The 24579-nt window shown below is 70.3% G+C and carries 28 protein-coding genes, 1 pseudogene and 1 riboswitch; of the genes and pseudogenes, 20 read left to right on the top strand and 9 right to left on the bottom strand.

The features are described from left to right. The 13 genes from JF886_RS10915 to JF886_RS10855 form a co-directional block, all read left to right on the top strand. Nucleotides 1-1219, top strand: a 1219-nt coding sequence (locus JF886_RS10915; protein WP_337312369.1) for a universal stress protein, incomplete at its 5' end; no start/stop codon positions are given. A gap of 1 nt (nucleotide 1220) precedes the next feature. Continuing rightward, nucleotides 1221-2474 carry a cytochrome ubiquinol oxidase subunit I gene (locus JF886_RS10910; RefSeq protein WP_337312367.1) on the top strand — a complete coding sequence of 418 codons (1254 nt, stop codon included), beginning with the start codon at nucleotides 1221-1223 and terminating at the stop codon, nucleotides 2472-2474. Then, on the top strand, nucleotides 2471-2725 hold the full coding sequence (locus tag JF886_RS10905; protein WP_337312364.1) for a hypothetical protein: 255 nt from the start codon (nucleotides 2471-2473) through the stop codon (nucleotides 2723-2725). The genes JF886_RS10910 and JF886_RS10905 overlap by 4 nt, the downstream gene beginning before the upstream one ends. Beyond that, nucleotides 2722-3219, top strand: coding sequence for a QcrA and Rieske domain-containing protein (locus JF886_RS10900; RefSeq protein WP_337312362.1), 498 nt, complete (start codon nucleotides 2722-2724; stop codon nucleotides 3217-3219). Before JF886_RS10905 ends, JF886_RS10900 begins: the two co-directional genes overlap by 4 nt. 22 nt (nucleotides 3220-3241) lie before the next feature. Further along, the gene (locus JF886_RS10895; RefSeq protein ID WP_337312360.1) at nucleotides 3242-4438 is read left to right on the top strand and encodes a cytochrome b; all 1197 of its coding nucleotides are present in this window, start codon (nucleotides 3242-3244) and stop codon (nucleotides 4436-4438) included. Beyond that, nucleotides 4435-5877, top strand: a complete 1443-nt coding sequence (locus JF886_RS10890) for a cytochrome ubiquinol oxidase subunit I (RefSeq protein WP_337312358.1) — start codon at nucleotides 4435-4437, stop codon at nucleotides 5875-5877. Before JF886_RS10895 ends, JF886_RS10890 begins: the two co-directional genes overlap by 4 nt. Then, entirely contained in the window at nucleotides 5874-6305 is a 432-nt protein-coding gene (locus tag JF886_RS10885; protein ID WP_337312356.1) for a hypothetical protein, read from the top strand. Before JF886_RS10890 ends, JF886_RS10885 begins: the two co-directional genes overlap by 4 nt. Next, a complete protein-coding gene (locus JF886_RS10880; RefSeq protein ID WP_337312355.1) occupies nucleotides 6302-6670 on the top strand; it encodes a response regulator in 369 nt (122 codons plus the stop codon). The genes JF886_RS10885 and JF886_RS10880 overlap by 4 nt, the downstream gene beginning before the upstream one ends. Then, nucleotides 6667-7641 (top strand): ATP-binding cassette domain-containing protein, encoded by a 975-nt coding sequence (locus JF886_RS10875; protein ID WP_337312354.1) that lies wholly within the window; start codon nucleotides 6667-6669, stop codon nucleotides 7639-7641. The genes JF886_RS10880 and JF886_RS10875 overlap by 4 nt, the downstream gene beginning before the upstream one ends. Continuing rightward, nucleotides 7638-8396: an ABC transporter permease gene (locus JF886_RS10870; protein WP_337312353.1), complete on the top strand. Its 759-nt coding sequence runs from the start codon at nucleotides 7638-7640 to the stop codon at nucleotides 8394-8396. Before JF886_RS10875 ends, JF886_RS10870 begins: the two co-directional genes overlap by 4 nt. Beyond that, on the top strand, nucleotides 8389-9060 hold the full coding sequence (locus tag JF886_RS10865) for a hypothetical protein (RefSeq protein ID WP_337312351.1): 672 nt from the start codon (nucleotides 8389-8391) through the stop codon (nucleotides 9058-9060). The genes JF886_RS10870 and JF886_RS10865 overlap by 8 nt, the downstream gene beginning before the upstream one ends. Continuing rightward, nucleotides 9057-9626: a hypothetical protein gene (locus JF886_RS10860; RefSeq protein WP_337312349.1), complete on the top strand. Its 570-nt coding sequence runs from the start codon at nucleotides 9057-9059 to the stop codon at nucleotides 9624-9626. Before JF886_RS10865 ends, JF886_RS10860 begins: the two co-directional genes overlap by 4 nt. Beyond that, nucleotides 9623-9979 carry a hypothetical protein gene (locus JF886_RS10855; RefSeq protein WP_337312347.1) on the top strand — a complete coding sequence of 119 codons (357 nt, stop codon included), beginning with the start codon at nucleotides 9623-9625 and terminating at the stop codon, nucleotides 9977-9979. The genes JF886_RS10860 and JF886_RS10855 overlap by 4 nt, the downstream gene beginning before the upstream one ends. Before the next feature lies 1 nt (nucleotide 9980). Here JF886_RS10855 and JF886_RS10850 read toward each other — a convergent pair whose 3' ends face one another. The 7 genes from JF886_RS10850 to JF886_RS10820 all read right to left on the bottom strand — a co-directional run bounded on the left by JF886_RS10850 (nucleotide 9981) and on the right by JF886_RS10820 (nucleotide 17721). After that, entirely contained in the window at nucleotides 9981-10736 is a 756-nt protein-coding gene (locus JF886_RS10850) for an ECF transporter S component (RefSeq protein ID WP_337312345.1), read from the bottom strand. After that, nucleotides 10733-12304 (bottom strand): ABC transporter ATP-binding protein, encoded by a 1572-nt coding sequence (locus JF886_RS10845; protein ID WP_337312343.1) that lies wholly within the window; start codon nucleotides 12302-12304, stop codon nucleotides 10733-10735. The genes JF886_RS10850 and JF886_RS10845 overlap by 4 nt, the downstream gene beginning before the upstream one ends. Next, on the bottom strand, nucleotides 12289-13125 hold the full coding sequence (locus tag JF886_RS10840; protein WP_337312341.1) for an energy-coupling factor transporter transmembrane component T: 837 nt from the start codon (nucleotides 13123-13125) through the stop codon (nucleotides 12289-12291). The genes JF886_RS10845 and JF886_RS10840 overlap by 16 nt, the downstream gene beginning before the upstream one ends. Beyond that, the gene (locus tag JF886_RS10835) at nucleotides 13122-13976 is read right to left on the bottom strand and encodes a hypothetical protein (RefSeq protein WP_337312339.1); all 855 of its coding nucleotides are present in this window, start codon (nucleotides 13974-13976) and stop codon (nucleotides 13122-13124) included. Before JF886_RS10835 ends, JF886_RS10840 begins: the two co-directional genes overlap by 4 nt. Then, nucleotides 13973-15178: a prenyltransferase/squalene oxidase repeat-containing protein gene (locus tag JF886_RS10830; protein ID WP_337312337.1), complete on the bottom strand. Its 1206-nt coding sequence runs from the start codon at nucleotides 15176-15178 to the stop codon at nucleotides 13973-13975. The genes JF886_RS10835 and JF886_RS10830 overlap by 4 nt, the downstream gene beginning before the upstream one ends. A gap of 106 nt (nucleotides 15179-15284) precedes the next feature. Beyond that, nucleotides 15285-15408, bottom strand: a riboswitch (cobalamin riboswitch). Between the two features lie 25 nt (nucleotides 15409-15433). Next, complete coding sequence (locus JF886_RS10825; RefSeq protein ID WP_337312335.1) at nucleotides 15434-16633, bottom strand: hypothetical protein; 1200 nt, start codon at nucleotides 16631-16633, stop codon at nucleotides 15434-15436. Nucleotides 16634-16926: 293 nt separating this feature from the next. Then, nucleotides 16927-17721, bottom strand: coding sequence for a DUF6081 family protein (locus tag JF886_RS10820; protein WP_337312333.1), 795 nt, complete (start codon nucleotides 17719-17721; stop codon nucleotides 16927-16929). A 74-nt stretch (nucleotides 17722-17795) separates the two neighbouring features. Between JF886_RS10820 and JF886_RS10815 the strand changes: the two genes are divergently transcribed. Together JF886_RS10815 and JF886_RS10810 are read left to right on the top strand one after the other, a co-directional pair. Continuing rightward, nucleotides 17796-19088, top strand: coding sequence for a glycosyltransferase (locus JF886_RS10815; RefSeq protein WP_337312331.1), 1293 nt, complete (start codon nucleotides 17796-17798; stop codon nucleotides 19086-19088). Nucleotides 19089-19189: 101 nt separating this feature from the next. Further along, nucleotides 19190-20164, top strand: coding sequence for a PrsW family glutamic-type intramembrane protease (locus tag JF886_RS10810; RefSeq protein ID WP_337312329.1), 975 nt, complete (start codon nucleotides 19190-19192; stop codon nucleotides 20162-20164). Here JF886_RS10810 and JF886_RS10805 read toward each other — a convergent pair. Continuing rightward, nucleotides 20154-20621 (bottom strand): MarR family winged helix-turn-helix transcriptional regulator, encoded by a 468-nt coding sequence (locus JF886_RS10805; RefSeq protein WP_337312327.1) that lies wholly within the window; start codon nucleotides 20619-20621, stop codon nucleotides 20154-20156. The genes JF886_RS10810 and JF886_RS10805 overlap by 11 nt on opposite strands. Before the next feature lie 136 nt (nucleotides 20622-20757). Here JF886_RS10805 and JF886_RS10800 point away from each other — a divergent pair, with 136 nt between their 5' ends. From JF886_RS10800 to JF886_RS10790, 3 genes are all read left to right on the top strand, one after another. After that, nucleotides 20758-21321, top strand: coding sequence for a YceI family protein (locus JF886_RS10800; protein WP_337312325.1), 564 nt, complete (start codon nucleotides 20758-20760; stop codon nucleotides 21319-21321). A 38-nt stretch (nucleotides 21322-21359) separates the two neighbouring features. Beyond that, nucleotides 21360-22232, top strand: coding sequence for a Rieske (2Fe-2S) protein (locus tag JF886_RS10795; protein ID WP_337312323.1), 873 nt, complete (start codon nucleotides 21360-21362; stop codon nucleotides 22230-22232). 104 nt (nucleotides 22233-22336) lie between these two features. Continuing rightward, nucleotides 22337-22651, top strand: coding sequence for a hypothetical protein (locus JF886_RS10790; RefSeq protein WP_337312321.1), 315 nt, complete (start codon nucleotides 22337-22339; stop codon nucleotides 22649-22651). Between the two features lie 104 nt (nucleotides 22652-22755). On the opposite strand, the gene JF886_RS10785 is transcribed toward JF886_RS10790, so the two are convergent. Further along, nucleotides 22756-23541, bottom strand: a complete 786-nt coding sequence (locus JF886_RS10785) for an SDR family NAD(P)-dependent oxidoreductase (protein WP_337312320.1) — start codon at nucleotides 23539-23541, stop codon at nucleotides 22756-22758. Between the two features lie 146 nt (nucleotides 23542-23687). Between JF886_RS10785 and JF886_RS10780 the strand changes: the two genes are divergently transcribed. After that, the gene (locus JF886_RS10780; RefSeq protein ID WP_337312318.1) at nucleotides 23688-24044 is read left to right on the top strand and encodes an NADH-quinone oxidoreductase subunit A; all 357 of its coding nucleotides are present in this window, start codon (nucleotides 23688-23690) and stop codon (nucleotides 24042-24044) included. A gap of 62 nt (nucleotides 24045-24106) precedes the next feature. Beyond that, nucleotides 24107-24577: pseudogene (locus JF886_RS10775) on the top strand (NADH-quinone oxidoreductase subunit B); the annotation flags it as partial. Nucleotides 24578-24579: the final 2 nt, after the last annotated feature.

Below are 24579 nucleotides of genomic sequence, written 5' to 3'. Positions count from 1 at the left end.
CCTGCTCGACGGCAAGGCGTTCGAACGAGTGCTGCGCCACGCTCGCGAGACCAAGCCGTGGCTGCTCGTGCTCGGCCGCATCGGCGTGCACTCCGACGCCGCCATGGACATGGGCAGCAACACCGAGCAGCTGCTCCGCCTGGCTCCCTGCAACGTGATGGTCAGCAGCGGCAGCTTCACCCCGCCGATCGACGTCCGCGCCGATGCGTCGGTGGTGTGGACTCCAGAGGCCGAGGAACGCATGGCGACTGTGCCCGGCGGCGCACGCGGCCTCGCCCGGACCGCGGTGCTGCGCTGGGCGATGGAGCGCGGCCACAGCGTGGTCTCGTCGGGCGACGTCGGCGCCGCTCTCGATGAGCTGATGCCGTTTGCTCGGGTGCAGCGGCGCATCGCCGAGACCGCTGCCGCCGTCGACAGCGCCGAGCAGGCCATGCTCGAGGAGGCAGCACCCCAGGACGCTCGGGCGGTCTGCCGCACCTGCGGCTACGCGGCGCGCAGCGACACGCCGCAGCGCTGCCCGGTGTGCGACAGCGACGCCGATGCCTTCGAACGGCTCGACAGCGAGGCGCTCCGCGCGGCTGCGGCCGGTGAGGGTGACGCCGCGCAGGTGGCCTTCGACGGCACCAAGCTGGCCTGGACCGTCGAGGCGCGGCGCGTGCTCCAGCAGCTGCCGGCCGGATACCTCCGCCGGCGCGTCAAGGCGATCGTCGAGAAGCACGCGCGCACCCGGCGGCTGCCGGCAATCACGGCCGATGTCGCCGAGCCGTTCGTCACCCCCGAGCTCGACGCGCTCGACGAGAACGCCGGGCCACATCGCGCTCCACTCGGCGTCGAGGGGCATACCGGTCCGGCCGTCGACCAGCGCCGCCGCCTGCCCTGGACGGACGAGGCCGATGACCGCATCGAGCGCATCCCGGCCGGCTTCCTGCGCAATCTCGCCACCGAGCAGATCGAACGCCTGGCGATCGCGCTCGGCGCCCCCGCGGTCGGCCTCCTCCATGTGGAAGCCGGGATCGCCGAGGCGCGCGCGCGGATGCAGCGCAACGGCTCGCCGGCCGACGCCGCGGCCGCCTGCCCGGTTGGTGCCGAGCGGTCGGCGTCGGCTGCGCCCGGGTGCCCGGTGCAGCACGGCGCCGGAGTACGCGGCCTCAACGAGATCACCGCACCGGTCATCGATGACCTCGGCAGACGCATCACCGCGGCGACGCCGGAGGGCTGAGGTGCTCGGCCTCCAGGTCACCGTCCCTGATTTCCCCGGCATCGGCAACGGCACGCCGGTGGCAATTGCCTTCCTGATCCACATCCTCATCGCGGAGTTCAGCCTCGGGGCGATCACCCTGGCGGTTGCCGCTGAGTGGCTCCACGTCCGCACCGGCGACGACCGAGCCGCTCGCTACGCGCGCAGCCTGGCCAACGCGTACTACCTCCTGTTCAGCCTTGGCGCCACCTTTGCGGTGCTCGCGGTGGTGCTGCTCACCGGGCTGTGGGGGAACGAATTCGGCCAGCTGGTCAACAAGTTCCTCCCGCTGGTGGCGCTCGCCTTCCTCCTGTTCTTCGTCTTGACACCCCTGCTGGTCTGGTACCGGAACACGTTCAATTCCATGAATCCACGCGGACACGCCGCGCTCGGCACCGCGGTCTTCGCGCTGCAGACGCTGTTCATGATGCTCATCGTCGGCATCGACGCCTACCTCATCAATCCCGTCCACGCCGGCCTCACCGAACCGGCCTTCAACCCGGTGTATTGGCCACTGATCATCCACCGCCTCATTGGCAATGTCAGCTGGACCGCGCTGTTCTGCGCGGCCTACGCCGCCGTGAGACTGCGCGGTGGCCGAGGCGATCCACCCGAGCGGGCGTTCCAGTCTTGGGCCGCGCGGGTCAACCTGCGCATCGGGCTGCTCACCGGCGTGCTCATGCCGGTGGTGGGCTTCCTGCTCGTCGAGGTCATCAAGCAGAGCGAGCCCGGGTACTTCGGCAACCTCCTCAGTGGCGGCACCGCGGGGTTCATGGTCGCCCAGGAGTGCCTGGTCGGAGCCATGTTCATCGGCGGCAACATCGCCCTGACCAGCGAGGACGGCGGCCCGCGTGAGTGGTCGACGCTGGGGTGGGCGGCCATCATCGTCTCGGTCACCGGCATGACCGTCGCCGCCCTCCCCAGTGCCGTGCTCGGCGGCGACCTCAACGCGCTGCGCTACTGGGGACTCGGTGCAGCCACTGTGCTCACCGCGGTGCATACTCTGTCCCGCCTGCGCGGCCGTCGACAACGCCAGGACGATTCGCTGCGCGTCACCGGGGCGGTCTCACGGATGGGACGCAACGCGGTGGTCACCGTCGGCACGGTCGCGGTGGTCACCTCGCTGCTCATGGGCTACATCAAGGAGCACGCCCGCGGCGACTACGCGGTGTACGGCGAGCTCCGCCAGGTCGACGCCCACCAGCCCTACCAGCCGACCCAGAGCCTGTACCCGTGATCGCCGCCCTGCTGGCCCGCGCCGCGCAGTTCCAGGCAGCCTGGTACTACTCGCTGCTGCTGTCTGCGATCCTGCTCCTGATCCTGCTTGGGATCGGCTACTCGCTGGCCGGCATCCGCCGTCTCTGGCGCGAGGGCGAGCACGGTCCCGCGGCGGTGCTCGCCGGAGCGATCGCGATCGCGTTCCTGGCGTTCGTGGGCATGTACGCCGTGATGGCCGGTGGGCTCTTCTCGCTCGGAGGCGGCTCGTGAAGGAGCTCTCCCGACGCGAGCTGCTGGTCCGGGGCACCGGCCTGGGCATGGGACTGGTCGGGGTGATGCTCAGCGTCCCCGCCATCGGCTTCCTGCTCAGCCCGCTCTTCACCAAGCAGAAGCTTTCATGGGTGACAGTGGGGCCCATCGACGGGGTGCCCGTCAACCAACCGACCGCGCTGTTCGCCGAGGTTCCGATCGGTACCGGCTACGCGACGCCCCCGGTGAAGCGGGTCGTGTACGTGGTCAAGAAATCCGACGGGCAGATCCGGGCGCTGAGCAACATCTGCACGCACATGCAGTGCGACGTGCACTGGGATCCCTCGCTCGGCAACTTCCTCTGCCCCTGTCACGGCGGGCTCTACGACATCGACGGCAAGAACATCGGTGGTCCACCACCACAGCCGCTCGCCCAGTGGAAGCACCGCTTCCGCACGGACGACCAGGGACGCACCGTGCTCGAAATCGAGAACCAGCTGGACGAGTCGATCTGATGAGCCGCAAGGTGCACCGTCGATGATCGTCCGTCGCTGGGTCACCCGTCCGTTGAAGAGCCGCATGCGCGCTGGGATGGAGTGGTTCGACGACCGCACCGGGATCACCGAGCTGCTCCACAAGGGGCTGTACGAGGCGGTGCCCAAGAAGGGTGGCTGGGCGTACGCCTTGGGCAGCGCTACCCTCGCCCTGATTCTGTTGCAGCTATTCAGCGGGATCTTCCTGCTGCTCGACTACGTGCCCTCGGTCACCGACGCCTTCAACAGCCTCGACTACCTGCGCAGCGGCGATGCGTTCGGCGCCTGGGTGCGCGGGTTGCACCTCTGGGGCTCCTACATCCTGATCTTCGTGATCGGCTTGCACATGCTGCGCACCTTCCTGTCGGCGAGCTACAAGCGCCCGCGTGAGCTCAACTGGGTGACCGGGGCGCTCTTGTTCTTCCTGGTGCTCGGCCTGGCGATCACGGGTGCCATGCTCCCGTGGGACCAGGCGGCGTACTGGACAACTGTCGTGGTCACCAACATCCCGCACTACCTCCCTCTCATCGGTGACGGCATCCGCACCCTGTGGCGCGGCGGCGACTTCGTCGGGCCCATCACTCTCACCCGCACCTTCGCCATCCACGTCTGGGTGCTGCCCTTCCTGATGTTCAGCCTCATCGGGGCTCACCTCTACCTGTTGCGCCGCCACGGCGAGTTCGGGGCGTGGATCAACTACGACACCGACCCGGGCGAGGACGAGGAGAAGCAGATCGGTGAGCGCATCCGACGCGCGGAGCCGCCGTATCCAACCAAGAGGATCTCGCGCCGCTACGCGGCACCGCGGGAAACGGTCCCCTTCTTCCCCAACCAGCTCTTCAAGGACGTGGTGCTGAGCACGCTGCTCATCGCGGTCATCTTCATCATGGGGCTGATCTCCGGCGCTCCGCTGGACGCCGCATCGAACCCCGCGACGCTCAGCTACGTGCCCACTCCCGAGTGGTTCTTCCTGCCACTCGACCAATTCCTGGTGGTGGCACCGACCAACCCGCTGATCGCCATCGGCGTCTTCGGAATCATCGGATTGGGTGCGGCGTTGATGGTCCTGCTGCCATTCATCGACCGCTCGCCTGAGCGCCGGCCGTTGCGCCGCCCGGAGGTGATCGTGCCCGCCCTGTTCATGGCGTTCACGGTGATCTTCTTCGCCGTGCTCGGCATCAACCGGTTGTACAACCTGTGAACCCGCGCCTTGTGCTCGACTCGCTGTCACCGGTGAGCGGCACCATCTTCACCAACGGCCTCATCGTGGCCGTTGTCGTGCTGCTGCACATCCAGATCGCCACATACCTGACCGGCTCGTCGACGCTCGCCACGGTGTCAGAGGCCATCTCCATGGCCCGCGGCGACGAGCGCCATGGCAGGGTCGCCCGCATGATGGTGAAGTCGCAGGTCTATCTCTTCGGGTTCGGCTCGGCAACCGCCATCACCTTCCTCATCTTCGTGCTGGTCGGACTGTGGGGCGTCTTCTGGACGGCGTTGCAGCAGATCACCTTCTGGGCCATGGTCTTCGAAGGCGCCATGTTCCTTGTCGAGATCGTGCTGCTGTACAGCCTCTACGCCAACTGGGATCGTCTTCAGGCGCACCGGCGCGCGCGGCTGGCAATGATGGTGCTGCTCAACATCGCGCTGTGGTGGCAGATGTTCCTCATCGACATCGTGGCGTCCTTCATGCTCACGCCCAACGGCGGCGACGTCAGCCTGCTCAACCAGGTGCTCAATCCCACCTCCCTGCCTTTGACCATCCACCGAACCATCGGCAACATCGCCTGGGCGGGCGCGGTTACGGCGTTCGTCGGTGCCTTCAACTATCTGCGCCTCACCCGCCACCAGCGTGAACCGGCGCCGGATGCGCCGCAGGCGATGCAGCCGCTGCGCTCCATCGGCGCGATGGCCGCCGGTCACCTCGAGTGGGAGACCAAGCGCAAAGAGATCCTGCACTGGGAATGGGTGACGCAATGGGGAGTGATCTGGGCAGTGGGGCTCACCCTGCTGCAGCCGTGGGTCGGCTACTCGTACGCCAAGGAGGTGCAGCTCCATGCGTACGGCGCGTGGTACACGATGATGTTCGGCGACCTCTCCAACGTCTTCCTGCTGCAGATCTTTCTGCTCGGTGCCATCTTCAGCCTGGGATCGCTCTATTTCTGGCGGCGGATGGTGCGCTCCGGTGCTCCGCACGCGCGCCGCCAGCTGATGCTCACGGTGGTGCTGATCCTGCTCACCATCTTGGCCGCCCAACCAGCCTGGTTCGCGCCGACGTACGCCGACGCGATCGCCGCCGGCGGCAACCGGGCGTGGTGGGACGGCGGACTGCTCAACCCGATCGGCAACTTCATCCCGTTCAAGGCCTCCGCTCTGATTGGCATGGTGCTGTTCGGATTGTGGTCGGTGACCAGCTACCTGTCGGCGTTGTCGCGCGGCCACATCAAGCCTGGCGGCAGCGGTCGCGGCGCACAGCGAGCCGCGCTGGCGATCGGCGTGACGGTCAGCATCATGATGATCGTCATGGGGGTGATCCGCGAGCACTCCCGGCAGCCGTACCTCATCAACGGCGAGATCACGCTGCACCAGCAGACCACCAACAACGCGCCGTCCAAGCCCTCACCGACGCTCGAACCATGAGAATCCCTGTCGGTGCGGTGGCGATGCGCATTCCCATCTTCGCGTCGGCTCACGAGGAGCTGCGCAGCGCCATCGACCCGCCCTGGCCGCGGTGGATGCACGACCTCTATGAGCTCGAGGAGGCCCAGGACGAGGGCATCGACGCCGACGCCGGCGAGACGACCGTCCCCGCGGCACTGGGCGCGCTGTCATCCCGGCTGCGCCAGCGACTCGAGCTGATCGCATCGGTGGCCGGCGGCCTGCAACGGGACGGATGGTCACTCGACATCGACGGCGACTGCCTGGTGGCCAGCCGGGTGGCCAACCCGCGCCACGCACTCGAGCTGCTCGAGAACGCCGGGCTCGCCGGACCCCTCTGCGCGGTGGCCGACCTCGACGACTCCGGCTGGCCGAAGCTCTATCCCGGCCTGGGGAGCACCGCCGCATGAGCACGCGCGTGCTCATCGTCGAGGACGAGCCGATGATCGGCCGCATCCTCACGGAGAAGCTGACCCGCGAGGGGTACGCGGTGACGCGAGCGGCCAGCATCGAGGAGTTGACGGCACACCTGCCGTCCACCGACATTGCGCTCGTCGACGCCACCCTCGACGGGGACGGCATCGACGCCATGCTCGGTCTGGCGCGCGCCGGCGTGCGCCCTCGCGCCGGCTGGTTCGCCATGCTCGAAAACCGCGCCGCGGAGGACGGCGGGCGCGCGGTGAGGGCCGGCGCGGCCGGCGTCATCCTCAAGCCATTCAAGCCTACGGCGGTCGCCGCCAAGGTGGCGACGTTGCTCGCCGCGGCGCCGGCATGAGCGCGCTGGCGCAGGCACCCGCCCTGGTCGCGGTGTCACCGACAACCCGTGCCGCCGCGGTGGAGGCGCGCGGCCTGGTGCGTCGCTATCGCAACGGCCGCGGCGTGGGGCCGATCGACCTCGACGTGTCGGCGGGCGAGACCGTTGCCTTGATGGGTCGCAACGGCTGCGGCAAGACCACGCTGCTCCGCGTCCTCGCCACCGTCTCGCGCCCGCAGAGAGGGCAGGTGCGCTGGGGCGGGAAGAGTGCGACCGCGGCGCGCGCGCAGCTCGGCCTGGCGCTCGACGGTGCGCTCGAGGATGGAGGCCTGACCGGTCGCCAGGCGACCCACTTCTGGTGCTCGCAATGGGTCAGCGACGCCCGTGAGGTGGCGGCGCGCACGGACGCCGTCCTCCAGCAGCTCACCCTGTCCACGGCGGCGGACGATCGCGTGGCCACCTATTCCTACGGGATGCGCCGGCGGCTGGCACTCGCGGCCGCGCTGGGCCACCAGCCCGCGCTCGCCCTGCTCGACGAGCCCACCGCCGGGCTCGACCCGGAGGGGAGCGCTCAGCTCGAGCTGCTCATCAGTGAGCGAGCCGCGCGCGGCTACAGCACCGTGGTCGCCAGCAACGATGCGCGCTTCGTCGAGGCCGTCGCCGATCGCGTCGCGTTCCTCGACGACGGTCTGCTGGTGCGCTGCGCGTCGCCCAGCGAGCTGCTCGCCGATCTGCCGCGCGGCCGCGTCGCCGAGCTGGTGGTCGACGGCTCCTGTGACCTGTCGGCTCTCCGTGTCCTCCCGGGCGTCCTCGATGTGACCCGCGACGGCGCCGTGGTGGTGGCGCGGTTCGAGGGTGAGCGAACCATCGCCGCGCTCGTTGCCGCCGCCGACGCCCCCGGTGGGCGCTTGCGTGAGCTGCGTCTGCGCCGCCCGGACCTCAGCGACCGCTTCCACGACCTCACCGGTCATCCCCTCGAGGAGCGCTCGTGATCGGCGACGCCGGGGCGCTGCCGGTCAGCACGCACCGCGCTCGGCTGATGCCACGCAGCGTGGCCGCGCGCGAGCTCGCCATCGTGCTCAGCCGGCCCCGGGCGATGGCCATCAAGGCCGGGTTACCCTTGGCGCTGGCCATCCTGCTCGTCGCCGGCCACGCGCCGACCTTCTGGGCGGGGATGCTGCTCACCGTGCTGGTCGCCATGGTCGGCGCCGTGGGCACAGCGGTGAGCGTGAGCCGCGCCCGGGAGGCCGGCTTTCTGACACGATTGGCCGTAACTCCAGGGTCGCGGCCACGCGTCCTGACCGGGTGGGTGCTGGCCGCCGCCGCGGTCGACCTGGTGCAGCTCCTTCCCGTAGCCGTCGCCGCGCTGCTCACCGGGGGCGGCGGCCCGACCGAGTTCGCGGTCCTTCTGGTCGCCCTCGCGGCCACGCTGGTGGTCACCAACGTGCTCGGCTGCCTCGTGACACTGGCGGCGGCGAGCGCGGCCGAGGTACTCCTCGACGTGGTGCTCGTGCTCGCCCCATTGCTCTATCTCGGTGGCCTGTTCACCGGCGTCCCGTCAGATGGATGGCGAACCATCGCCGCCGGACTGGACCCGTTCAGCCATCTGCATTCCGCCTTCATCGGCATGCTCGGGGGCACGCCGAGGTACGCCGCCGGCCTCGATGTCGTCGCCCCGCTCGCTGCCGCGGTGGTGGCGGTCGGGCTGCTGGCGGCGCTGAGCCCGCGCATCCTGGAACGTGATTGAGCGCGCGCAGCGCCGGCGTCGGGCTGCCGCGCTGCTGGTGACCGCGCTGACAATGGCCGCGTGCGGCTCCGCCTCGGCGGGCCTCGACGCCGCCAGCCTGGGCCTGCCCGTGACCGGCACCGCGGTGGCGCTGGCCACCGCGACGGTCTCGACCAGCCCCGACGGCGGCATCTATCGGAACCCCGACCACCTGGAGGTGATGCTCGTCGGACGCCACAGCGTCGACGCCGTGGCCGCGCAGCTCGGCAACGCGTCGTCGTCATGGTCACAGCTGCGCGGCCTCGGCCAGTTCACACTGGTGGCGATGCGGATTCGCGACGACGGCAAGGTGACTTCGGACCCGCAGCTCTTCGACCTGCAGATGGCCAGTGACTACGCGCCGCCCGGCACCGCGAATGGCCCGCTGCGGCACTTCTACCACCCCACCTACCCGCTGGCCGTGGTCGCCGATTCCACCCCCGGCGACAGCTGCAGCATCCATCTCGACCCGGGTCACTCCGGCGTCGCGATCCTTGTGTACCCGCCGGTCAACCTGCCGACGACCCTGGTGTGGGGGCGGCTTGGCGATTTCGTGCTCAGCGTCCCGGTGGGGGGTGCGCTGCCGCCGCTGGCGGGGCCGCTCCATGCGGAGGCGTGCAGCCGGTCCGCCGGGGCGCCCGCATGAGCTCCCGCAACCGCGCCCGCCGCCGCCAGATCGTTGAGCTGCCCAGCGCCGGGCAGACGGTGGTGTCGCTCATGCTGCGCTCCGTCGAGGATGGCGGACCGTGGCCGTTGACGCGCGTCCTCACCGCGCTCGGCGCCTTCGACGTGGAGCGCGTCGGGGTGGCGCGTGCGCTCGGCGATCGCCGGGGAATTCCCCTCTTCCACTCGCAGGAGCTGCGCTGGCGAAACCTTGCGCTGTTCCTCGAAGCCCGTCATGGACGCGACGGCGTCGACGAGCTCAGCCTCGAGCTGCCCCCGTGGGACGACCTGGTCGGCGCCGTCGACCAGGAGGAGGTGTGGCGCCTCATCGACACCGTGGCGGCGGCGAGCGACGCGCAGTTCGGATCGATCGGCGACGGTGAGCCTCCCGAGGTGCTCCTGCCCGACGATGCCCCATCGCTGCGCGCTCAGCTGCGCCGCCACCTCGCGCTGCTGCTCCCCGAGTGGACGGGCGACGATGTCGAGGCGGCGCAGGCCACCTCGGCGCGTGTGCTCGACGCCAGCGGGCTCGTGCTGGTGACATCGTGAGCGTGCACGCACGCCTCGGCGTCGCCGTGATCGTCGTGGCGGCGGTGGGAACGCTGTTCGCGCTCTGGGCGCGGGCCCGGCCGAGCGCCATCCCGACAGTGCGTGTCTTCGTCCAGCTGTGCGCCGTCGTCGCCGCGCTCGAGGCGGTGCTCGGCCTGGTCATGGTCGTCACCGGCAACCGCCCGGGGCAGGCGATCCACTACTTCTACGGTGCCGCCACCGTGATCCCGATCCCCGCTGCCGAATTGCTCGCCAGGCGGGTCAGGCCGGAGTCGGAGATGCTCTACCTCCTCGCCGGCGTGGCGGCCACCGCCCTGTTCGGGCTGCGCGCGGTCACGACCGGGAGCATGTGATTCAGGCAGCGGCGGAAACCCGGTCCTCGATGACCACTGTGTGACGGCGGCGCAGGCGCACCAGCGCGCCCAGGATGGGGAGGCCGACGAGCAGCACCAGCACGGCGTTGCCCACCGCGCGGAAGCAGTCGTACATCAGTGAGGTGGCCAGGTAGAAGTGGGTGAAGCGCGTCGCCACGGCGCCGGCGCCAAGGCCGGTGACGTAGCCGAAGTCGGCGGCACCGCGGAAGAACGTCCAGTCCCACACGTCCATGACCGCGCCATACGCGAATCCGCTGACCACGCCGACGACGGCCAGGACGACAACGTCGCGGCGCGCCGGGCTGCGGCCGCGGCGTCGCGCCCCCGCCAGCCCGGCAGCAGCGCCGACCCATCCGGCCGCGATCATCTCGTAGGGAAGCCAAGGGCCCACCCCGGCCGTGACCAGCGCGGACACCAGAAGAGTGGTGGCGCCGCACAGGAATCCGAACTCCGCACCCATCGCGTACCCCGCGCAGAGGATGAGCAGGAACATCGGCGAGAAGCCGCCGATCCCGAACACGAGGGCGAGGCGGAGAGCCGAGTCGATGGCGGCGATGGCGGCGATAACCGCGAGCCCGCGCGTGTCGAGGCGCCGGCTCATGGTCTCAACGGCCAGCAGCACCACCACGCAGCCGATGCTCACCGCCGCCGCCGCGGCGGTGCCGGGCGCGCCCAGACCAGTGAAGGGCCACGCGAAGAGCGCCAGGCCGGCGGCGCTGATCGCTGCCAACCTCATCGCGACACCGCCTGCGCCGCCGTGTTCGCGAGCAGTGCCGTCACCGCGTCGACGGTCACCGGTCCCGGTGAGCCGACCAGCCGTCCCAGCTGGGTGGCGTGGTCATGGTCGCCGCTGAGCGCCGCAGACGGTGCGCCGCAGTCGCGCACCTCTCCCTCCTCGATGATCATTACGCGGTCGGCGATGCCGGAGGCGAGCTCGCTGTCGTGGGTGGCGAGGACGACCGATGTGCCCTGCGCCGCGAGGCCGCGCACCGCGGCGACGAGGCCGTCACGGGCGGTGCCGTCCATGCCGCGGGTGGGTTCGTCGAGCAGCGCAACCGTCGGTGAACCGGCGAGGATGGCGGCGACCGCGGCGCGCTGACGCTGGCCGCTGCTGAGCTCGCGCGGATCGCTGGCGGCGATGGTGTCCACGCCGAGGGTGCCCAGCAGGGTCCGTTGGGCGGTGTCGCCGGCGGCGGAGCGCGGCTCGCCCCGCATGGTCCAGGCAATCTCGGCGGCGACGGTCTCGCGGTGGAGGAGGGCCGCGGGGTTCTGGGGCAAGTAGGCGACCCGTCCGGCGGCGCGCCAGGCGCTGCCCGATCGCGGGGTGATGAGGCCGGCGATGACGCGCAGCAGGGTGGTCTTGCCGGAGCCGTTGCGGCCCATCACCGCCACGACCTCGCCCCGTGCGGCCGAGGCGTCGACGTCGATGAGCAGGTCCCCGTGACCGGCGACCACGCCGGACAGGTGCCACGCCGCGGGCGCCGTATTCCGCTGCGCGTGCGGTGGCTCGAGGGACGCGTCGAGATGCAGCGTGCCCGTCGACAGCAGCGGCGGCGCCCAGCCCATCGCGCGCGAGAGCCGCACCACCTGCGGGGCGCTGTCGAGCGAATCCGCGAGCAGCGACGGCGCCGCCGGCCCGGTGAGCTTGCCGGCGGCCACGGTGACGAGCGAATCCGCGACGGGAAGGAGGTCGTCGAGGCGATGCTCCGCGATCACCAGCGTGGTGCCGCCGTCGCGCAGGCGCAGACAGATGTCGAGCAGGGCGCGGGCATTGGGGGCATCGAGCTGTGCGAACGGCTCGTCGAGCACCAGCAGGCGCGGGCGCAGCACCAGCGCCCCAGCCACCGCGACGCGCTGGCGCTCGCCGCCGCTGAGCGTGGCGATGCTGCGCCCGCGCAAACCCTCGAGGCAGAGCTCTTCGAGGATCACGTCGACGCGCGCGCGCATCTCCTGCGCCGGCACGCCGAGGTTCTCGAGGCCGAAGGCGATGTCGCGCTCCACGGTGGCGTACACGCTCTGACGCTCGGCGTCCTGGAAGACGAAGCCGACGGATGTCGCCAGGTGGCGCGTCGCGGTGCGCAACACGTCGCGGCCATCAACGCACGCACGCCCCCGGATGCGACCACCGTAGAGGTGGGGGACCAGTCCGTTGAAGAGACGCAGCAGCGTCGACTTGCCGCCCCCCGAAGGTCCGCCGACCACGCAGAGGCCGCCGTCGAGTGTGAGATCCACATCCGCCAGCGCCGGGTCGATGCTCTCCGGGTAGCTGTAGCGCAACCCGACGATGTCTACGAGCGGCGCCATGTCAGCAAGGGAACGGCGAGGAGGACGCAGGCGATCACCGGGAGCAGGCTCAGCTCCGGCAGAGTGGTGACGGGAAACGGGTACCAGTCGGGCAGGCCTCCGGTGAGGCGAGCGACAACGGTGAGCACGGCGGCGGCGACGCTGCACGCGATCACCAGCGTCGAGGCCAGGTCGCGGCGAGAGACCGCGTAGCGGCTGCGCGGCGCAGCGCCGAAGCCGCGTGCCTCCATCGCCTCGGCCAGCTGCAGCGAGTCGTCGAGCGCCGAGATCACGATCGGAGCGGCGACCGCGTGCCAGTCGCGCAGGCGTGTGCGACCCCTGCCGCGCATGCGCTGCGCTTCACTGATCGCCACCGCGTTGCGGGCGACGGCCGGCACCAGGTTGACGGCCGCGCCGGTGAGCGCCGCGGTGCGCTGCAGCGATCGCGGGAAGGCGTCGATGAGGTCGTGTGGATGGAGCACGCGGCTCAGCGGCGCGACCGCAAGCACCGCGGTGGCGAGGCCGAGCGCGACCCCGATCCCGTAGATGACCGCCTCGACGGTGATCGGTCCCCCGATTCCCGGCAGCTGGCCGGGAAGCTCGACCAGCGTGTGCACACCGGTGTGGCTGAGCAGGACGTTGAACACGACGGCCAGCGCCGACGCCACCGCGACTGCGATGAACAGCGGGCGGAGCGCCGCGTCGGGGCGCCGCAGCGTCATCAGGATGTTGAGCGCGAGCAGCAGCACCAGGACCCGGTAGACGGGATTCGTGCTCGTGAGCACGACGACGAGCGCGGCAGCCGACCAGGCGGCCAGCGCACGCGGGTTGATCGACGTCACGGCGGAGGCGCTCTGTGCGTGCCCTGGCGCCGCCTTCGCAGCAGCTGCACCAGCAACGCCGCGGCCAGCAGGGCGGCCAGGATGCCCGCGACCAGAGCGCCGGTGTTGCTGCCGACCGGCAGGGGCGCTGACCGGTTGGTGCTCGGGAACGCGGCGGTGGTCGGTGTGGCGCCGTTGCTCGGCTCGGTGGAAGGAGTCGGCGTGGCCGCGGCTGCGATCACGTCGACTCCCGCTGCTGACGGCGTCAAGGTCGGCGGGGTGGCCCGATGCGCTGCGGGCGCCGCGGCCTTCGTCGCGGCAGCTGTCGGCGCCGGCGTCGTCACCGGGCACACGCCGCGCGGGGACGGCGGCGGCGAGCCGTCGCTCTGACCTTCGTAGCGGAATCCCTCGGCGTCGCCGTCGCGGAACGTCTGCGACGAGATGCCGAGGCTCGACTCCGTCCAGGCGCCGCCGCCGCGGCTGACGAAGAGCGCCCAATACGGACTGCTGCCCGACCAGCACGTCGACGGGTACTGAGCGGGCTCGTAGTCGATCTGGCACACCGCCTTTCCATAGCCGCTGTCGCTGGAGCCAAGCGTCTGCGACTCCACTCCCTGTGCCCGGGCGGCGGTCAGAAGCTCGTCGCCGGTGATCGAGTCAGTCCCGAAGGAGACACATGTGGTGACGGGGGGGCGACCATCGCCGTGCTGCGCAACCAGGGCGGCATGGTGGACACCGGACGCCTGAGCACAGCCCTCGACGGCCGGCGCGAGACTCGTCTTCGCGCCGACGACGGTGAGTGCCGCGAACACCGAGACGATCGCGAGCAGACGCGTCAGGACCCGGAGCAGCGGGCGCGCGCGGGGTGTCATGGAGCGGGGTGTTGGCCTCTCCGGAACGACGCAACGAGGAGGGCGACCGAACCGAGCGCCAGCAACGCGAAGGCCCAGACCGACGCTCCACCGACCTCGCCCGCGCTGCCGGTCGGCGGCACCGAGATCGCCTGCACCGACGAGGTCGGCGACGCAGTCACGGGGGTCGTGGTTGCCGGTCCCGGCGCGCTGCCCAGAACGATGGCCGTCCGGTGCGCGTACGGCTTCAGTGCGAGCGCCTGCGGGACCGAGCTGGTGGTGAAGGCGTCGGGAGCGGCGTTGCCCGGAAAGACGTAACCGCCGCCGCCCTGCCGATCGGCGAACGACTCAAGGTTGGACACCGGATTCTTGCCGCTGACCGTCCAGGCCGCTCCCATCGGGTTCTCTCCGATCGCCACCAGCGCCTGGATGACGACGGTGTCGCTGCTCGGGTCACTGCCGGGAGCGGCGTTGAAGCCGAAGCCGCCGTCGGGGTGCTGCGTGGACTTGAGGTAGGTCTTCGCCGCGCCGTTTGCCAAGCCGATCCCCGCCTGGCCGAGCGCCTGGATGATGATCGCGGTGTCATTGGTGTCGCTCGATGTGGCTCCGCAGGACGCGGGAGGGCTGGCGGCGGAATCGTCGATCGCGTAGCCGAACCCTCCATCGGTTCGCTGTGCGCAAGTGAGCCAGCCGGTGGCGTTGGTGGGCAGGCTGTGCCCGGCGGCGACGTCGGCCAGCGCCGACAGCGACTGCGAGTACGCGTTGGCGGTCTCGACGGTGGCGCTGGCATTGTGGAATGCGCCGTTGGGCTCGAGGAAGCCTCCCGAGCCAGTGGCAGTGTTCAGCTTGGTCAGCCACGCGCTGGCGTCGATCGCGGTGGGACGTCCCGCCGCCACCCAGGTGAGCACGTACTTGGCCGCACCGCCGGCGGTGTTGATCGCCGACGCGTGCGCGCTGAGGTAGTCGTAGGCGGACGTCCCCGTCGAGGAGCTCTTCAGCGTCGCCGGGTCGTAGCCGTTGTCGGCGATACTGATCACGGTGTCCTCGGTGGCACCGAACGACCCGGCGATGCTGCCGTCGGCGTGCACCTGCGCGTAGAGGTAGCGCAGCGCCGCGTTCGCCTGGGCCGTCTGCGCAGTCGCCGCCGAGGCGACCAGACCGCTTGTGAGGATGAGGCCGCATGCGGTCAGAGTCGCGCCGACCGCTCCTGTCTGGCGTCGCATCGAGGTTCTCCCTCGCGGCGCGGAAGTCCCGCGACGATGAGGCCCTCGCCGCGTGAGGGACCCACCTCCCGTTTCGCGCGGGCTTGCAGTGGTTCCGCTCCGGCGGAGGTCTCCTGGCTCACGGATCAGTGCAGCTCGACCGTCTTCCCAGGATCAGATCCCAGTGACCGGTGGCCGGCTGCTCCCCGTTGACAGTTGCGCGACAGCTCCGGATCTCCACCGGATTCCCTGTCGCCGGAGCGCGGTGAGCGCAGTCTAGCGCGTCGCGGGCGGCGGCCTCAGAGGACGGTGACCGTCACCTCGGCGTGGCCGCGCACCGCGGAGGACGTCACGGACACCCGGCGGAGGGGTGAACTCGGGCGGCAGCGTGAAGCCCGGCGGCGCGCTCGGGCAGGGGATGTAACCGCTCCCGAACGTGGGTGCAGGCACGACCTGAAACGGGCCGCCCGACGACGACGACGACGACGACGACGAGCCTGAACCGAAGATCGAGAACGGCGTGGGGCCACCGAACCCGGCACCCACGGTTCCGGTGGCCGAGGCGAGGGTCAGGACCGCCGCCAAGGCGATGACGAGGTCCTCCACCGACAGCGGCAGCCGCGGGCCGCCGCTGAGCACCAGGGTGCGGCGGGAAAACAGACCTGCAGCCATCGCGACCCCGGCCAGCACGACGGCACCGAGGATCAAGAGCGTGGCGTTGGAACCGGGATTGTTGCCTCCGCTTCGCACCGCCTCGGCGAGGGTCACTGACAGCATCACAAAGGCGGCGAGGCCGAGCGCGATGCTGCGACGCCGCTCCGCGGCCATGCACAGACCGGCTGCTCCCACTGCCGCTGCACCAACCGCCACCCCACCGACGACGGCGGTGAGCACGGTCACCACCAGCGCGCCCGCCACGGCAGACGTGCCGATCATCCAGCGGCGCCCGGCGGGGTGTGCCGATCGCGGCACACCGTGTCCGGCCAGGACGACCAGCGCGAGGGCCACCGTGCCGGCGACAGCCGCGGCAAGCAGTCCCGCGCCGGCGATCGCGATGAGCACGGCGGGGATCACGATCACACCGAGCACGGCCAGGGCGGCAGCCACCGCGCTGGGAATGCGTCGTGCCGCCAGCGCGGCCAGCCCGATGACCACAGCTCCCGCCAGCGCGACGAGAAGCCCACTCGGGGCACCCTGGCCCAACCCCACCACCCCGGCGGCGATGAACAGGCTGGCCACCACCGCCATGACGCTGCGAACCTCCGGCCAGCGCCGCAGCAGCCTGCCCACCAGGGCGAGGGCGTACAGCACAGCTCCCACGGCAAGCGCAAGCAACCCGGAGACACGGGGGTCGTGCCCCGACACGGCAAGACCAACACCCTCGAGCAGGCTGAAACCAGCCAGAGCAAGCAGGGCCGCGATCCCAGCGTGAGGACCCGAACCCGGCGCGTCCGGCGGGATCGAGCCGGTAACCACCGACTGTCCGGGCGGCGAAGGCAAGCCGCGCGGTGTCTGGTCAGGGAGCAGCGGGGGAGGAGGCGCCGGCGACCCAGGTGTCAGCCCCGCCCCTGGAGGCTGCGACCCAGGCGGCAGAGAATCCGCAGGTGGCAAGTCCAACCGTCAGCACCTTCCAACCGGGAACGAGTGGATTCCACGTCCCGGCCCCGCGGATGGTACCCGCTACCAGCAATTACCGGCGAAGCTGTTTGCGGCGGGAAGAATGAGTCCTTCAGCCGCACCGCCTTCAGGCGAATAGCCGGGGAGAGCGACTACGGGTGCTCAATGGTGACGGTCAGCGGACTCCACTCTCCCGTCAGCCCCTGGCCATGCAGGCTGATGCTGCGGTCATCGTCGATCGGCTTCTCGGTCATCAACCCGAGCGCCACCAGGAACGAGTCCATCTTGAAAGGGACCTCACTGTGGTGGTCCACCTCCTCGCCGTCGATGTACCACCAGAGCTGGTCGTTTGCCTTGTCGTAGCTGATCTTGTAGAGGTGTGTCTGACCGGGCTTCGTGGCCACGGGAAGCTCGTTGAAGATGCAGAAGTACGTGGGCCGGTTGAGGTCGGCGGGCGGCTGCGCGACCACTCCGGGGAAGAGCACGCGGCCGTACACGGTGGCCAGCTTGTCGTTGGTCGCGAAGAAGTCGATGGCGGCGCCGGTGTTGAAATCGAGCAGGTTGACCGTGGCCATGCCGTCGTACAGGTCACCGGGCACGCCGTTGTGGCGCCGCCCGGCGATGCTCAGCTCGACGCTGATGGTGCCTTCGTCGGGCGGCGTGAACCTCGCCGTCGAGAAGTACATGTGCTTCGCGTTGTCAAGAACCTGGATGCGATCGTGGGACCGCGACAGCGGGTTGGCGCGGACCCGCAGCTTCTCGTGCTCCACGATCACCGTGGCGTTGGGCTCGCGGTACTTCCATTCGGTGCCGTCCGGCAGGGCGAAGCCGCCGATCTGCCAGGTGGGCTCGATCCCGGTGATGATCGACCGGAAATTGCCGTAGGTGATCGTCTCGGTGCGCGCTGTGCTCGTGCTGCGCTTCGGCGCCTCGGTGACCTGGGCCATGGCAATCTCCTTGGTGAGCCCTGTCAACGGTAGCAGCCGGGTTCGCAACCGAGGCCTGCGGGTAGACTGACCTCATGATTCGCAACGTTGTCGGACCGGTTGCGGTGATCAGCATGCACGCCTCCCCGCTGGGGGCGCTGGGCCGCGGCGAGAACGGTGGCGGCAACCTGTCCGTGCGGCGGCTTTGCGAGGGGCTCGCGGAGTCCGGCATCCCCACCGACGTGTACGTGCGCCGTGACGACGCGTCGGCCCCGGCCGAGGAGATGATCGCGCCGATGAGCCGGCTTGTCCGACTCCCCGTGGGGCCGCCGCGGTCGCTTCCCAAACAGGACCTGGTGGCGATGGTCGACGAGTTCAGCGCCGCCGTCATCGCCCACGCCGCCAGCGAGCGGCGCAACTACGTCGTCGTGCACGGCCACTACTGGCTCGGCGGGCTCGTGGCCCAGCAGCTCCGCGATGCCTGGCACGTTCCCTGGGTGCAGTCCTTCCACACCCTGGCGCGCGCCAAGGCAGGCGTGGGCCTGCCTCTCGACGCGTCGCGTGCGACCGCCGAGGCGTCCCTGGTCGCCACTGCCGATCGGCTGGTCACCGGCAGCGTCGCCGAGGCCAGGGACCTGATGCGCCTGTACGGCGCCTCGCGCAACAGCATCTGTGTGGCTCAGCCCGGGGTCGACCTCCGCGTGCTCCATCCCCGGGACACCGCCGCTCTCCGCGCCGAGCTCGGTCTCGATGGCCATCGTGTCCTTCTCTTCGCGGGCCGGCTCGAACCGCTCAAGGGGGCCGACACCCTGCTCGGAGCGGTGGCGCGGCTGGGAGAGGACGAGCGCTTCGACGACGTGGTCACGCTGGTGATCGGCGAGGACAGCGGCGACGGCAGTGCCGCCGGCGGCGAGCGGCGCCGGCTCGAGGCGGTGGCCGGTGACAGTGGCCTGGAGACGCGAGTGCGCTTCCTGGGCGCCGTCGAGCACGAGGACCTCGCCGACTACTACGCGCTCGCCGACATCTGCGTGGTGCCGTCGCGGACGGAGACGTTCGGGCTGGTCGCGCTCGAGGCCCAGGCGCTGGGCACCCCGGTGGTGGCAAGCGCGGTCGGCGGCCTCACCGAGATCGTCGAGGACGGCGTCACGGGCATCCTGGTGGCCGACCGTCAGCCGCGGGCGTTCGCGTCCGCGATCGCGTCCCTCCTCGACGACGCCGGCCTGCGTCTGCGCATGGGCGAGGCGGCCCGCCTTCGCGCGGCGACCTTCACGTGGGCTCGTGCCGTTGAGCGGTTGGCCGCGATCTACCGGCGGGTGACCCGCACTGGCGTCACCGCCGCCACCCCATGCGGCTACACCGACAACGAGGTGATGGCGGTCGCCGGCTGACGGCGACGTAGTATTCGGCCGTGACCTGCTCGCACTGTGGAGCCACAGGGCCCGACGGCCCGTTCTGCACCCGCTGTGGCGCCCATCGTGTGAAGGGGCCGATGCGTCTTCACCACTTCGCGCTCCGCCCGGGTGAGCACCTGGCCACGCCGGCCTTGCTCTCGACCCTGCTCCCGCGGCTCGCCCACGAACGTGTCCACCTCTTCCGGTGGGCGCTCATCTCGGGTGTGGTGGTGGTCGGCGTGCTCGCCGCCACCGGGCTGGTGATCCCGGCGATCGTTGCCGCCGCGCTCTTGGTGCCGGCGCTCTACATCGCCTACCTGCGCGTCGCCGACGTGTATGCCGACGCGCCCGTGCCCGTCCTGCTCGGGACCGTCGCCGCCGGTGCCAGCGTCGGCGTGGCGATCACAGCCGGCGCCAACGCGGTCGGCAAGGGGCTCGGAGCGGGTGGGGTGATCCTGCTGTCCGTTGTTGTGGCGGTGGTCGCCGAGTTGCTCAAGCCGGCTGTCCCGCTGATCTTTCTGCGCCGGCGCTTTCCCAACACCCTCGACGGACTGGTGTTCGGGGTCGCTGCCGGCGTTGGCTATGCGCTTGCCCAGACCCTGATCAACCTCACAGGGTCGCTCGGCGGCGTGGCACTGCGAGTCGACCCTGCCAACTGGGTGTTCACGCTGGTCAGCGCGGCGATCCTCATCCCACTGCTGCACGGCTCCTGCTCGGGACTGGTGGCGGCGTCGCTGTGGCGCCCGCGCGGTGGGCGCGACGCCGTGCTGCGGGCGGCCGGTCTGCCGCTGGCGGTGATCGCCGACATCTGCTTCCTGGTGGGCAGCGAGATCCTCGACGACGCCGGGCTCAGCCCGCTCTTCGTGCTGCTCTGGCAGGCGGCGGTGGTGACTGGGGTGCTGGTGGCGATCCGGGTCCTGTTGCACGCCGCCGTGCTCGACGAAGGAACCGCGCTGGGACTGCGCGAGCAGCGCTGTCCCCACTGCGGGCTGACGGTCGAGGCGGCCGGTTTCTGCCCGCAGTGCGGGGTGATCCTGACCGCGCCGGCGGGTGCGGCCTCTGTCAGCGGCTGAGCGCGGCCGCGGCAGGAGCGGCGCGCAGGCGCTCGAGGGTGGTCCGCAGAGCCGCCGCCTCCTCGTCGTCGAGGTGACGGCCGAAGTGGTCCTGGACACCGCGCAGGTGCAGGGTGGCGGCGCGGCGAAAGACCGCCCGGCCCTCAATGGTCAGCACCGCAAAGGCGCCCCGACGGTCCGACGGGCACCGTTCGGTGCTGATCAGGCCGCTGTGCCGCATCCGGTCGACGAGCCGGCTGACACCGCTCTTGGTCATCCGGGTGTGCGGGGTGAGCTCATTGAAGCGCAAGCGCTGGCCGCTCGCCTGTGAGAGCCGGTACAGCACCTCGTACTCAGCGAGGCTGAGGCCGGCGCCGCGCTCGAGCTCGGCCTCGAGCCGCACGGTGAGCTGGCGGTGGGCGTCGAGCAACGCCATCCAGGCGGCAAGCCGGCACGCGTCCGGTCGTTCGTTCTTCACTGGTGGTCCTCGATTCGCCAGGCGCTGTGCCCGTCGATCGCCATCATAGCCAGGCCATGTCGTTGACACCGCAACTACCGTCGCGCTACCGTGATTCGCGAGCGCGACAGCATCGCGTCGCAGCAGGAGGCAGGACATGAGTTGGACGCTTGATCCGCACCACACCAGCGTCGCTTTCAGTGCCAAGCACCTCGGCGTCGCCACGGTGAGGGGTCACTTCAACAAGGTGGACGCTCAGATCGAACTGGACGACCCCGAGGATCCAGCCACCGGACGCGGCAAGGTGACCATCGACGCCGCGAGCATCACCACCGACAACGAGCAGCGTGATGGACACCTTCGCTCCCCAGACTTTTTCGACGTCGAGAAATATCCGACCATCGTGTTCGAGGCCAAGTCCGTGACGCGCTCCGGCGACGATTTCAAGGTCACCGGAGACCTCACCATCAAGGACGTCACCAAGGAGATCGCGCTCGATTACGAGCATGGCGGCGTCGTCGTCGATCCCTACGGCAACAAGAAGGTCGGTGGCACGCTGACGGGCAGCTTCAACCGCGCCGACTGGGACCTCAAGTGGAACGTCCCCCTGGGCGGCGGCGGCCTGCTGGTCAGCGAGCGAATCAAGCTCGAGATCGACGGCGAGCTCGCCGAGGACAAGGAAGCCGCCACCGAGTCTGCGCAGGCGGAGGCGACCGCCTAGCCGGCAGCCGCGGGGTCGACCGCTGCACAATCGGTGGTGTGAGGCGCAATCTGGCCATCCGTGACCTGATGGGGCCGCTCGAGCGGTGGGCGTTCCTCGATCCCGTGGGCGAGTGGCTGAGCACCAAGGTGAGCGGCCTGCTGGCGCCGGGGGCGGTCAAGACGGCGCTGAGCGGCACCGTGCTCGGCCATCCATTGCACCCGGTGCTCACCGACGTGCCGATCGGCGCGTTGACAGCGGCGACGATCTTCGACGTGCTCGGCGGCGAGGCCGGCGGCGACACTGCCGACGCGCTGACGGTGCTTGGCCTGCTGTCGGTGGCGCCGACCGCGGTGACCGGTCTGTCCGATTGGGCCGACACTGTCGACACCGAGCGGCGTCTCGGCCTGATCCACGCCCTCGCCAACGCGGGCAGCTCGGCGCTGTACTTCGCCGCGCTGGTGAGCCGGAGGAGCGGCAGCCGCGGGCTCGCGCGCGTCTTCAGCGTGGCCGGCCTCGGCGTGCTCGCCACCAGCGGCTACATCGGCGGCCACCTGGTGTTCGCTCGCGGCTGGGGCGTCGACCACACCGTGTTCGATGAGCCTCCGCAGGACTGGACCAGGGTGGCTCGCGAGGCTGACCTGCAGCCGGACAGCCCGGTGCTGGCGCAGGCGGCGGGCTACGGGGTGCTCCTCTACAGTCACGGCGGCTCGGTGCACGCGATCGCGGCGCGCTGCACGCACGCCGGCGGTCCTCTCAATGAGGGCGAGGTGGACGGCGAGCTCTGCGTCACGTGCCCGTGGCATGGCAGCCGCTTCCGGCTCGACAATGGCTCGGTGGCGCGCGGGCCGGCCACGGCGCCGCAGCCGGCCTTCGACGTCCGTAGGGCCGACGGCAACATCGAGGTACGCGTCCGTCCCGACATCGGCTAGAGCGCTGTGCCCGGCACACCCCGGCACAGGCAGCCCCTAGACTCCGCGTAGCCATATGAGCGCACTGCGCTCGGGTTCGCGGGCGGGGCGACTGGGAGACGGGCATGGGGGACGATCAGACCGAGGAGGCCGCAGACAAAGCGGTTGACCCGGATCGCCTGCTGGAGGGGGAGAACCCCGACACCACGTACCTCGAGGACGCCACCCACTGGGTGACCGTCTACAGCGAGCTGCTCGCGGTCAAGCGCGACCTTGTCGGCGTCTCCGAGAGCCGGCTTCCCGACCTCCCCACCGAGGCGCGCAAGGAGGTGGCGACGACGGACCTCGTCGTTCTCGATGCGGAGATGAAGCGGTTCTCGCAAAGACTGGCGTTCTGGCGGCAGCGCTGCGTCGACCTCGGCGGTTCTCCGGCTGCCTGATCCGCTTTACGTTCCGTCGGCGCAGGCGACTTCATGTCGCCGGAGCTGACACCGCTGAGCTGGGGGGTGCCCGAGGGGGGAAGGCAGTTCCCCCTTCGTACCGTTCAGCGGGGATCGAAGATCGTGCTGACGATCCGGCGCACGGCGGAGCGTGGAACGAGGCGGGGACCCTGGGCGAGGATGAGGTTGTGCGGCCCGGGCACGCAGATGGCGTGGCCGCGGTCCAGCGCTCGCAGCGCGCTGCGCACCACAGCGTCCGCCGACATCGGCAGTGGCATGTTGAAGAGGGCTGACATCCCAGCGACCTGGTCGAACTCGGTCCTGGTCGGACCTGGGCACAGCGCCATGGCGCGCACGCCGGTGCCGTGCAGCTCCTGCGCGATCGCCTCGGTGAAGTGAAGGACGAACGCCTTGGTGGCCGCGTACGTGGCCATGTACGGGATCGCCTGGTAGGCGGCGGTGCTGGCCACGTTGATCACCGCCCCCTTGGCGGCGTCGACGTTGCCGGGAAGTACCGCCGCGGTGAGCTCGTGGACGGTGACGACGTTGAGCTCGACCTCCTCGGCCTCGCGCTTGGCGTCGAGGTCGACGAAGCGGCCGCGGCTGCCGAAACCCGCGTTGTTGATGAGCAGCCACGGCCCCTTGGTGCGGAGCATGGTGGCCACCGGCCCGCGGCCCGCGTGGGTGCCGAGGTCGGCGGTATGCACGCTCACCTTCACCGAGTGCTGCGCGCGCAACTCCTTGGCAAGCGCCTGCATGCGCTCCGTGCGCCGAGCAACCAGGGTGAGGTCGTGGCCGCGCGCGGCGAGCTGCCGCGCGAACCCTTCACCGATGCCGCTCGACGCCCCCGTCACCAGCGCGGGAACCGACGGTGGAACCGGATCGCTCATCTCATCTCCTCGACCGCGGCGGACGCTGCCCGCAAGCCTACGGGCTGGTGCCGCGCGGACGTCGTGACGGTCCCGCACGCAGCCGCTGAGGGACCGCCCGCGGACCCGGGAAGCGCTGCGAGCCTCCTTTGTTAGGATCACGACAGATGCTCTCGGACTTCGCGCCGATCCTCGTCTTCCTTGCAGTCTGCGTGGCATTCGGGGCCGGCGTGCAGGCGCTCAGCGCGTGGCTCGGACCGCGCAGCCCCAGCGCCGCCAAGGAGCTTCCATTCGAGTCCGGCATCGTGCCGGTGGAGACGGCGCGCCGCCGTTTCTCGGTGAGCTTTTACGTCACCGCGATGCTCTTCATCATCTTCGACGTCGAGTCGATCTTCCTGCTTCCGTGGGCGACCATCGTCCGCCAGCTGAAGATCTTCGGCATCGTCGAGATGGGCATCTTCATCGCCACCCTGCTGATCGGGCTCATCTACATCTGGCGCAAGGGGGCGCTGCGATGGGACTGACGCTCGACGGTGCCACCGGCGTCCCGCTGCTCAACGCGCAGGGCGATGCGGGGGCGCTGCCCCTGCCCCGGGTCGGCGACCTCGAACGCACCGCCGCCAAGGCGGGGGCGATCACCACCAGCATCGAGAAGGTCATCCAGTGGGGACGCTACAGCTCGCTGTGGCCCGCGCTCTTCGGGTTGGCCTGCTGCGCCATCGAGATGATGGCCACCGGGGCGGCTCGCTACGACATGTCCCGCTTCGGGTGCGAGGTGTTCCGCGCCTCACCGCGCCAGGCCGACCTGATGATCGTGGCGGGACGCGTGTCCCAGAAGATGGGGCCCGTCCTGCGCCAGATCTACGACCAGATGCCGGAGCCCAAGTGGGTGATCAGCATGGGGGCGTGCGCCTCGAGCGGGGGCATGTTCAACAACTACGCGATCATCCAGGGCGTCGACAAGGTCCTGCCGGTGGACGTGTACCTGCCCGGCTGCCCGCCCCGGCCCGAGGGGCTTCTCGACGCAGTCCTGAAGCTGCAGACGAAGATCGCCGCCGA

This window comes from Candidatus Aeolococcus gillhamiae (assembly GCF_016464765.1).
In the GTDB taxonomy this organism is placed as follows: domain Bacteria; phylum Chloroflexota; class Dormibacteria; order Aeolococcales; family Aeolococcaceae; genus Aeolococcus; species Aeolococcus gillhamiae.
This window is presented reverse-complemented; position numbering and strand designations above follow the sequence as displayed.

Coding starts and splice junctions, on each gene's coding strand:
- JF886_RS10895 (WP_337312360.1), top strand. CDS start 3,242: ATGATCGTCCGTCGCTGGGTCACCCGTCCGTTGAAGAGCCGCATGCGC.
- JF886_RS10885 (WP_337312356.1), top strand. CDS start 5,874: ATGAGAATCCCTGTCGGTGCGGTGGCGATGCGCATTCCCATCTTCGCG.
- JF886_RS10880 (WP_337312355.1), top strand. CDS start 6,302: ATGAGCACGCGCGTGCTCATCGTCGAGGACGAGCCGATGATCGGCCGC.
- JF886_RS10875 (WP_337312354.1), top strand. CDS start 6,667: ATGAGCGCGCTGGCGCAGGCACCCGCCCTGGTCGCGGTGTCACCGACA.
- JF886_RS10860 (WP_337312349.1), top strand. CDS start 9,057: ATGAGCTCCCGCAACCGCGCCCGCCGCCGCCAGATCGTTGAGCTGCCC.
- JF886_RS10850 (WP_337312345.1), bottom strand. CDS start 10,736: ATGAGGTTGGCAGCGATCAGCGCCGCCGGCCTGGCGCTCTTCGCGTGG.
- JF886_RS10845 (WP_337312343.1), bottom strand. CDS start 12,304: ATGGCGCCGCTCGTAGACATCGTCGGGTTGCGCTACAGCTACCCGGAG.
- JF886_RS10835 (WP_337312339.1), bottom strand. CDS start 13,976: ATGACACCCCGCGCGCGCCCGCTGCTCCGGGTCCTGACGCGTCTGCTC.
- JF886_RS10830 (WP_337312337.1), bottom strand. CDS start 15,178: ATGCGACGCCAGACAGGAGCGGTCGGCGCGACTCTGACCGCATGCGGC.
- JF886_RS10820 (WP_337312333.1), bottom strand. CDS start 17,721: ATGGCCCAGGTCACCGAGGCGCCGAAGCGCAGCACGAGCACAGCGCGC.
- JF886_RS10815 (WP_337312331.1), top strand. CDS start 17,796: ATGATTCGCAACGTTGTCGGACCGGTTGCGGTGATCAGCATGCACGCC.
- JF886_RS10810 (WP_337312329.1), top strand. CDS start 19,190: ATGCGTCTTCACCACTTCGCGCTCCGCCCGGGTGAGCACCTGGCCACG.
- JF886_RS10800 (WP_337312325.1), top strand. CDS start 20,758: ATGAGTTGGACGCTTGATCCGCACCACACCAGCGTCGCTTTCAGTGCC.
- JF886_RS10790 (WP_337312321.1), top strand. CDS start 22,337: ATGGGGGACGATCAGACCGAGGAGGCCGCAGACAAAGCGGTTGACCCG.
- JF886_RS10785 (WP_337312320.1), bottom strand. CDS start 23,541: ATGAGCGATCCGGTTCCACCGTCGGTTCCCGCGCTGGTGACGGGGGCG.
- JF886_RS10780 (WP_337312318.1), top strand. CDS start 23,688: ATGCTCTCGGACTTCGCGCCGATCCTCGTCTTCCTTGCAGTCTGCGTG.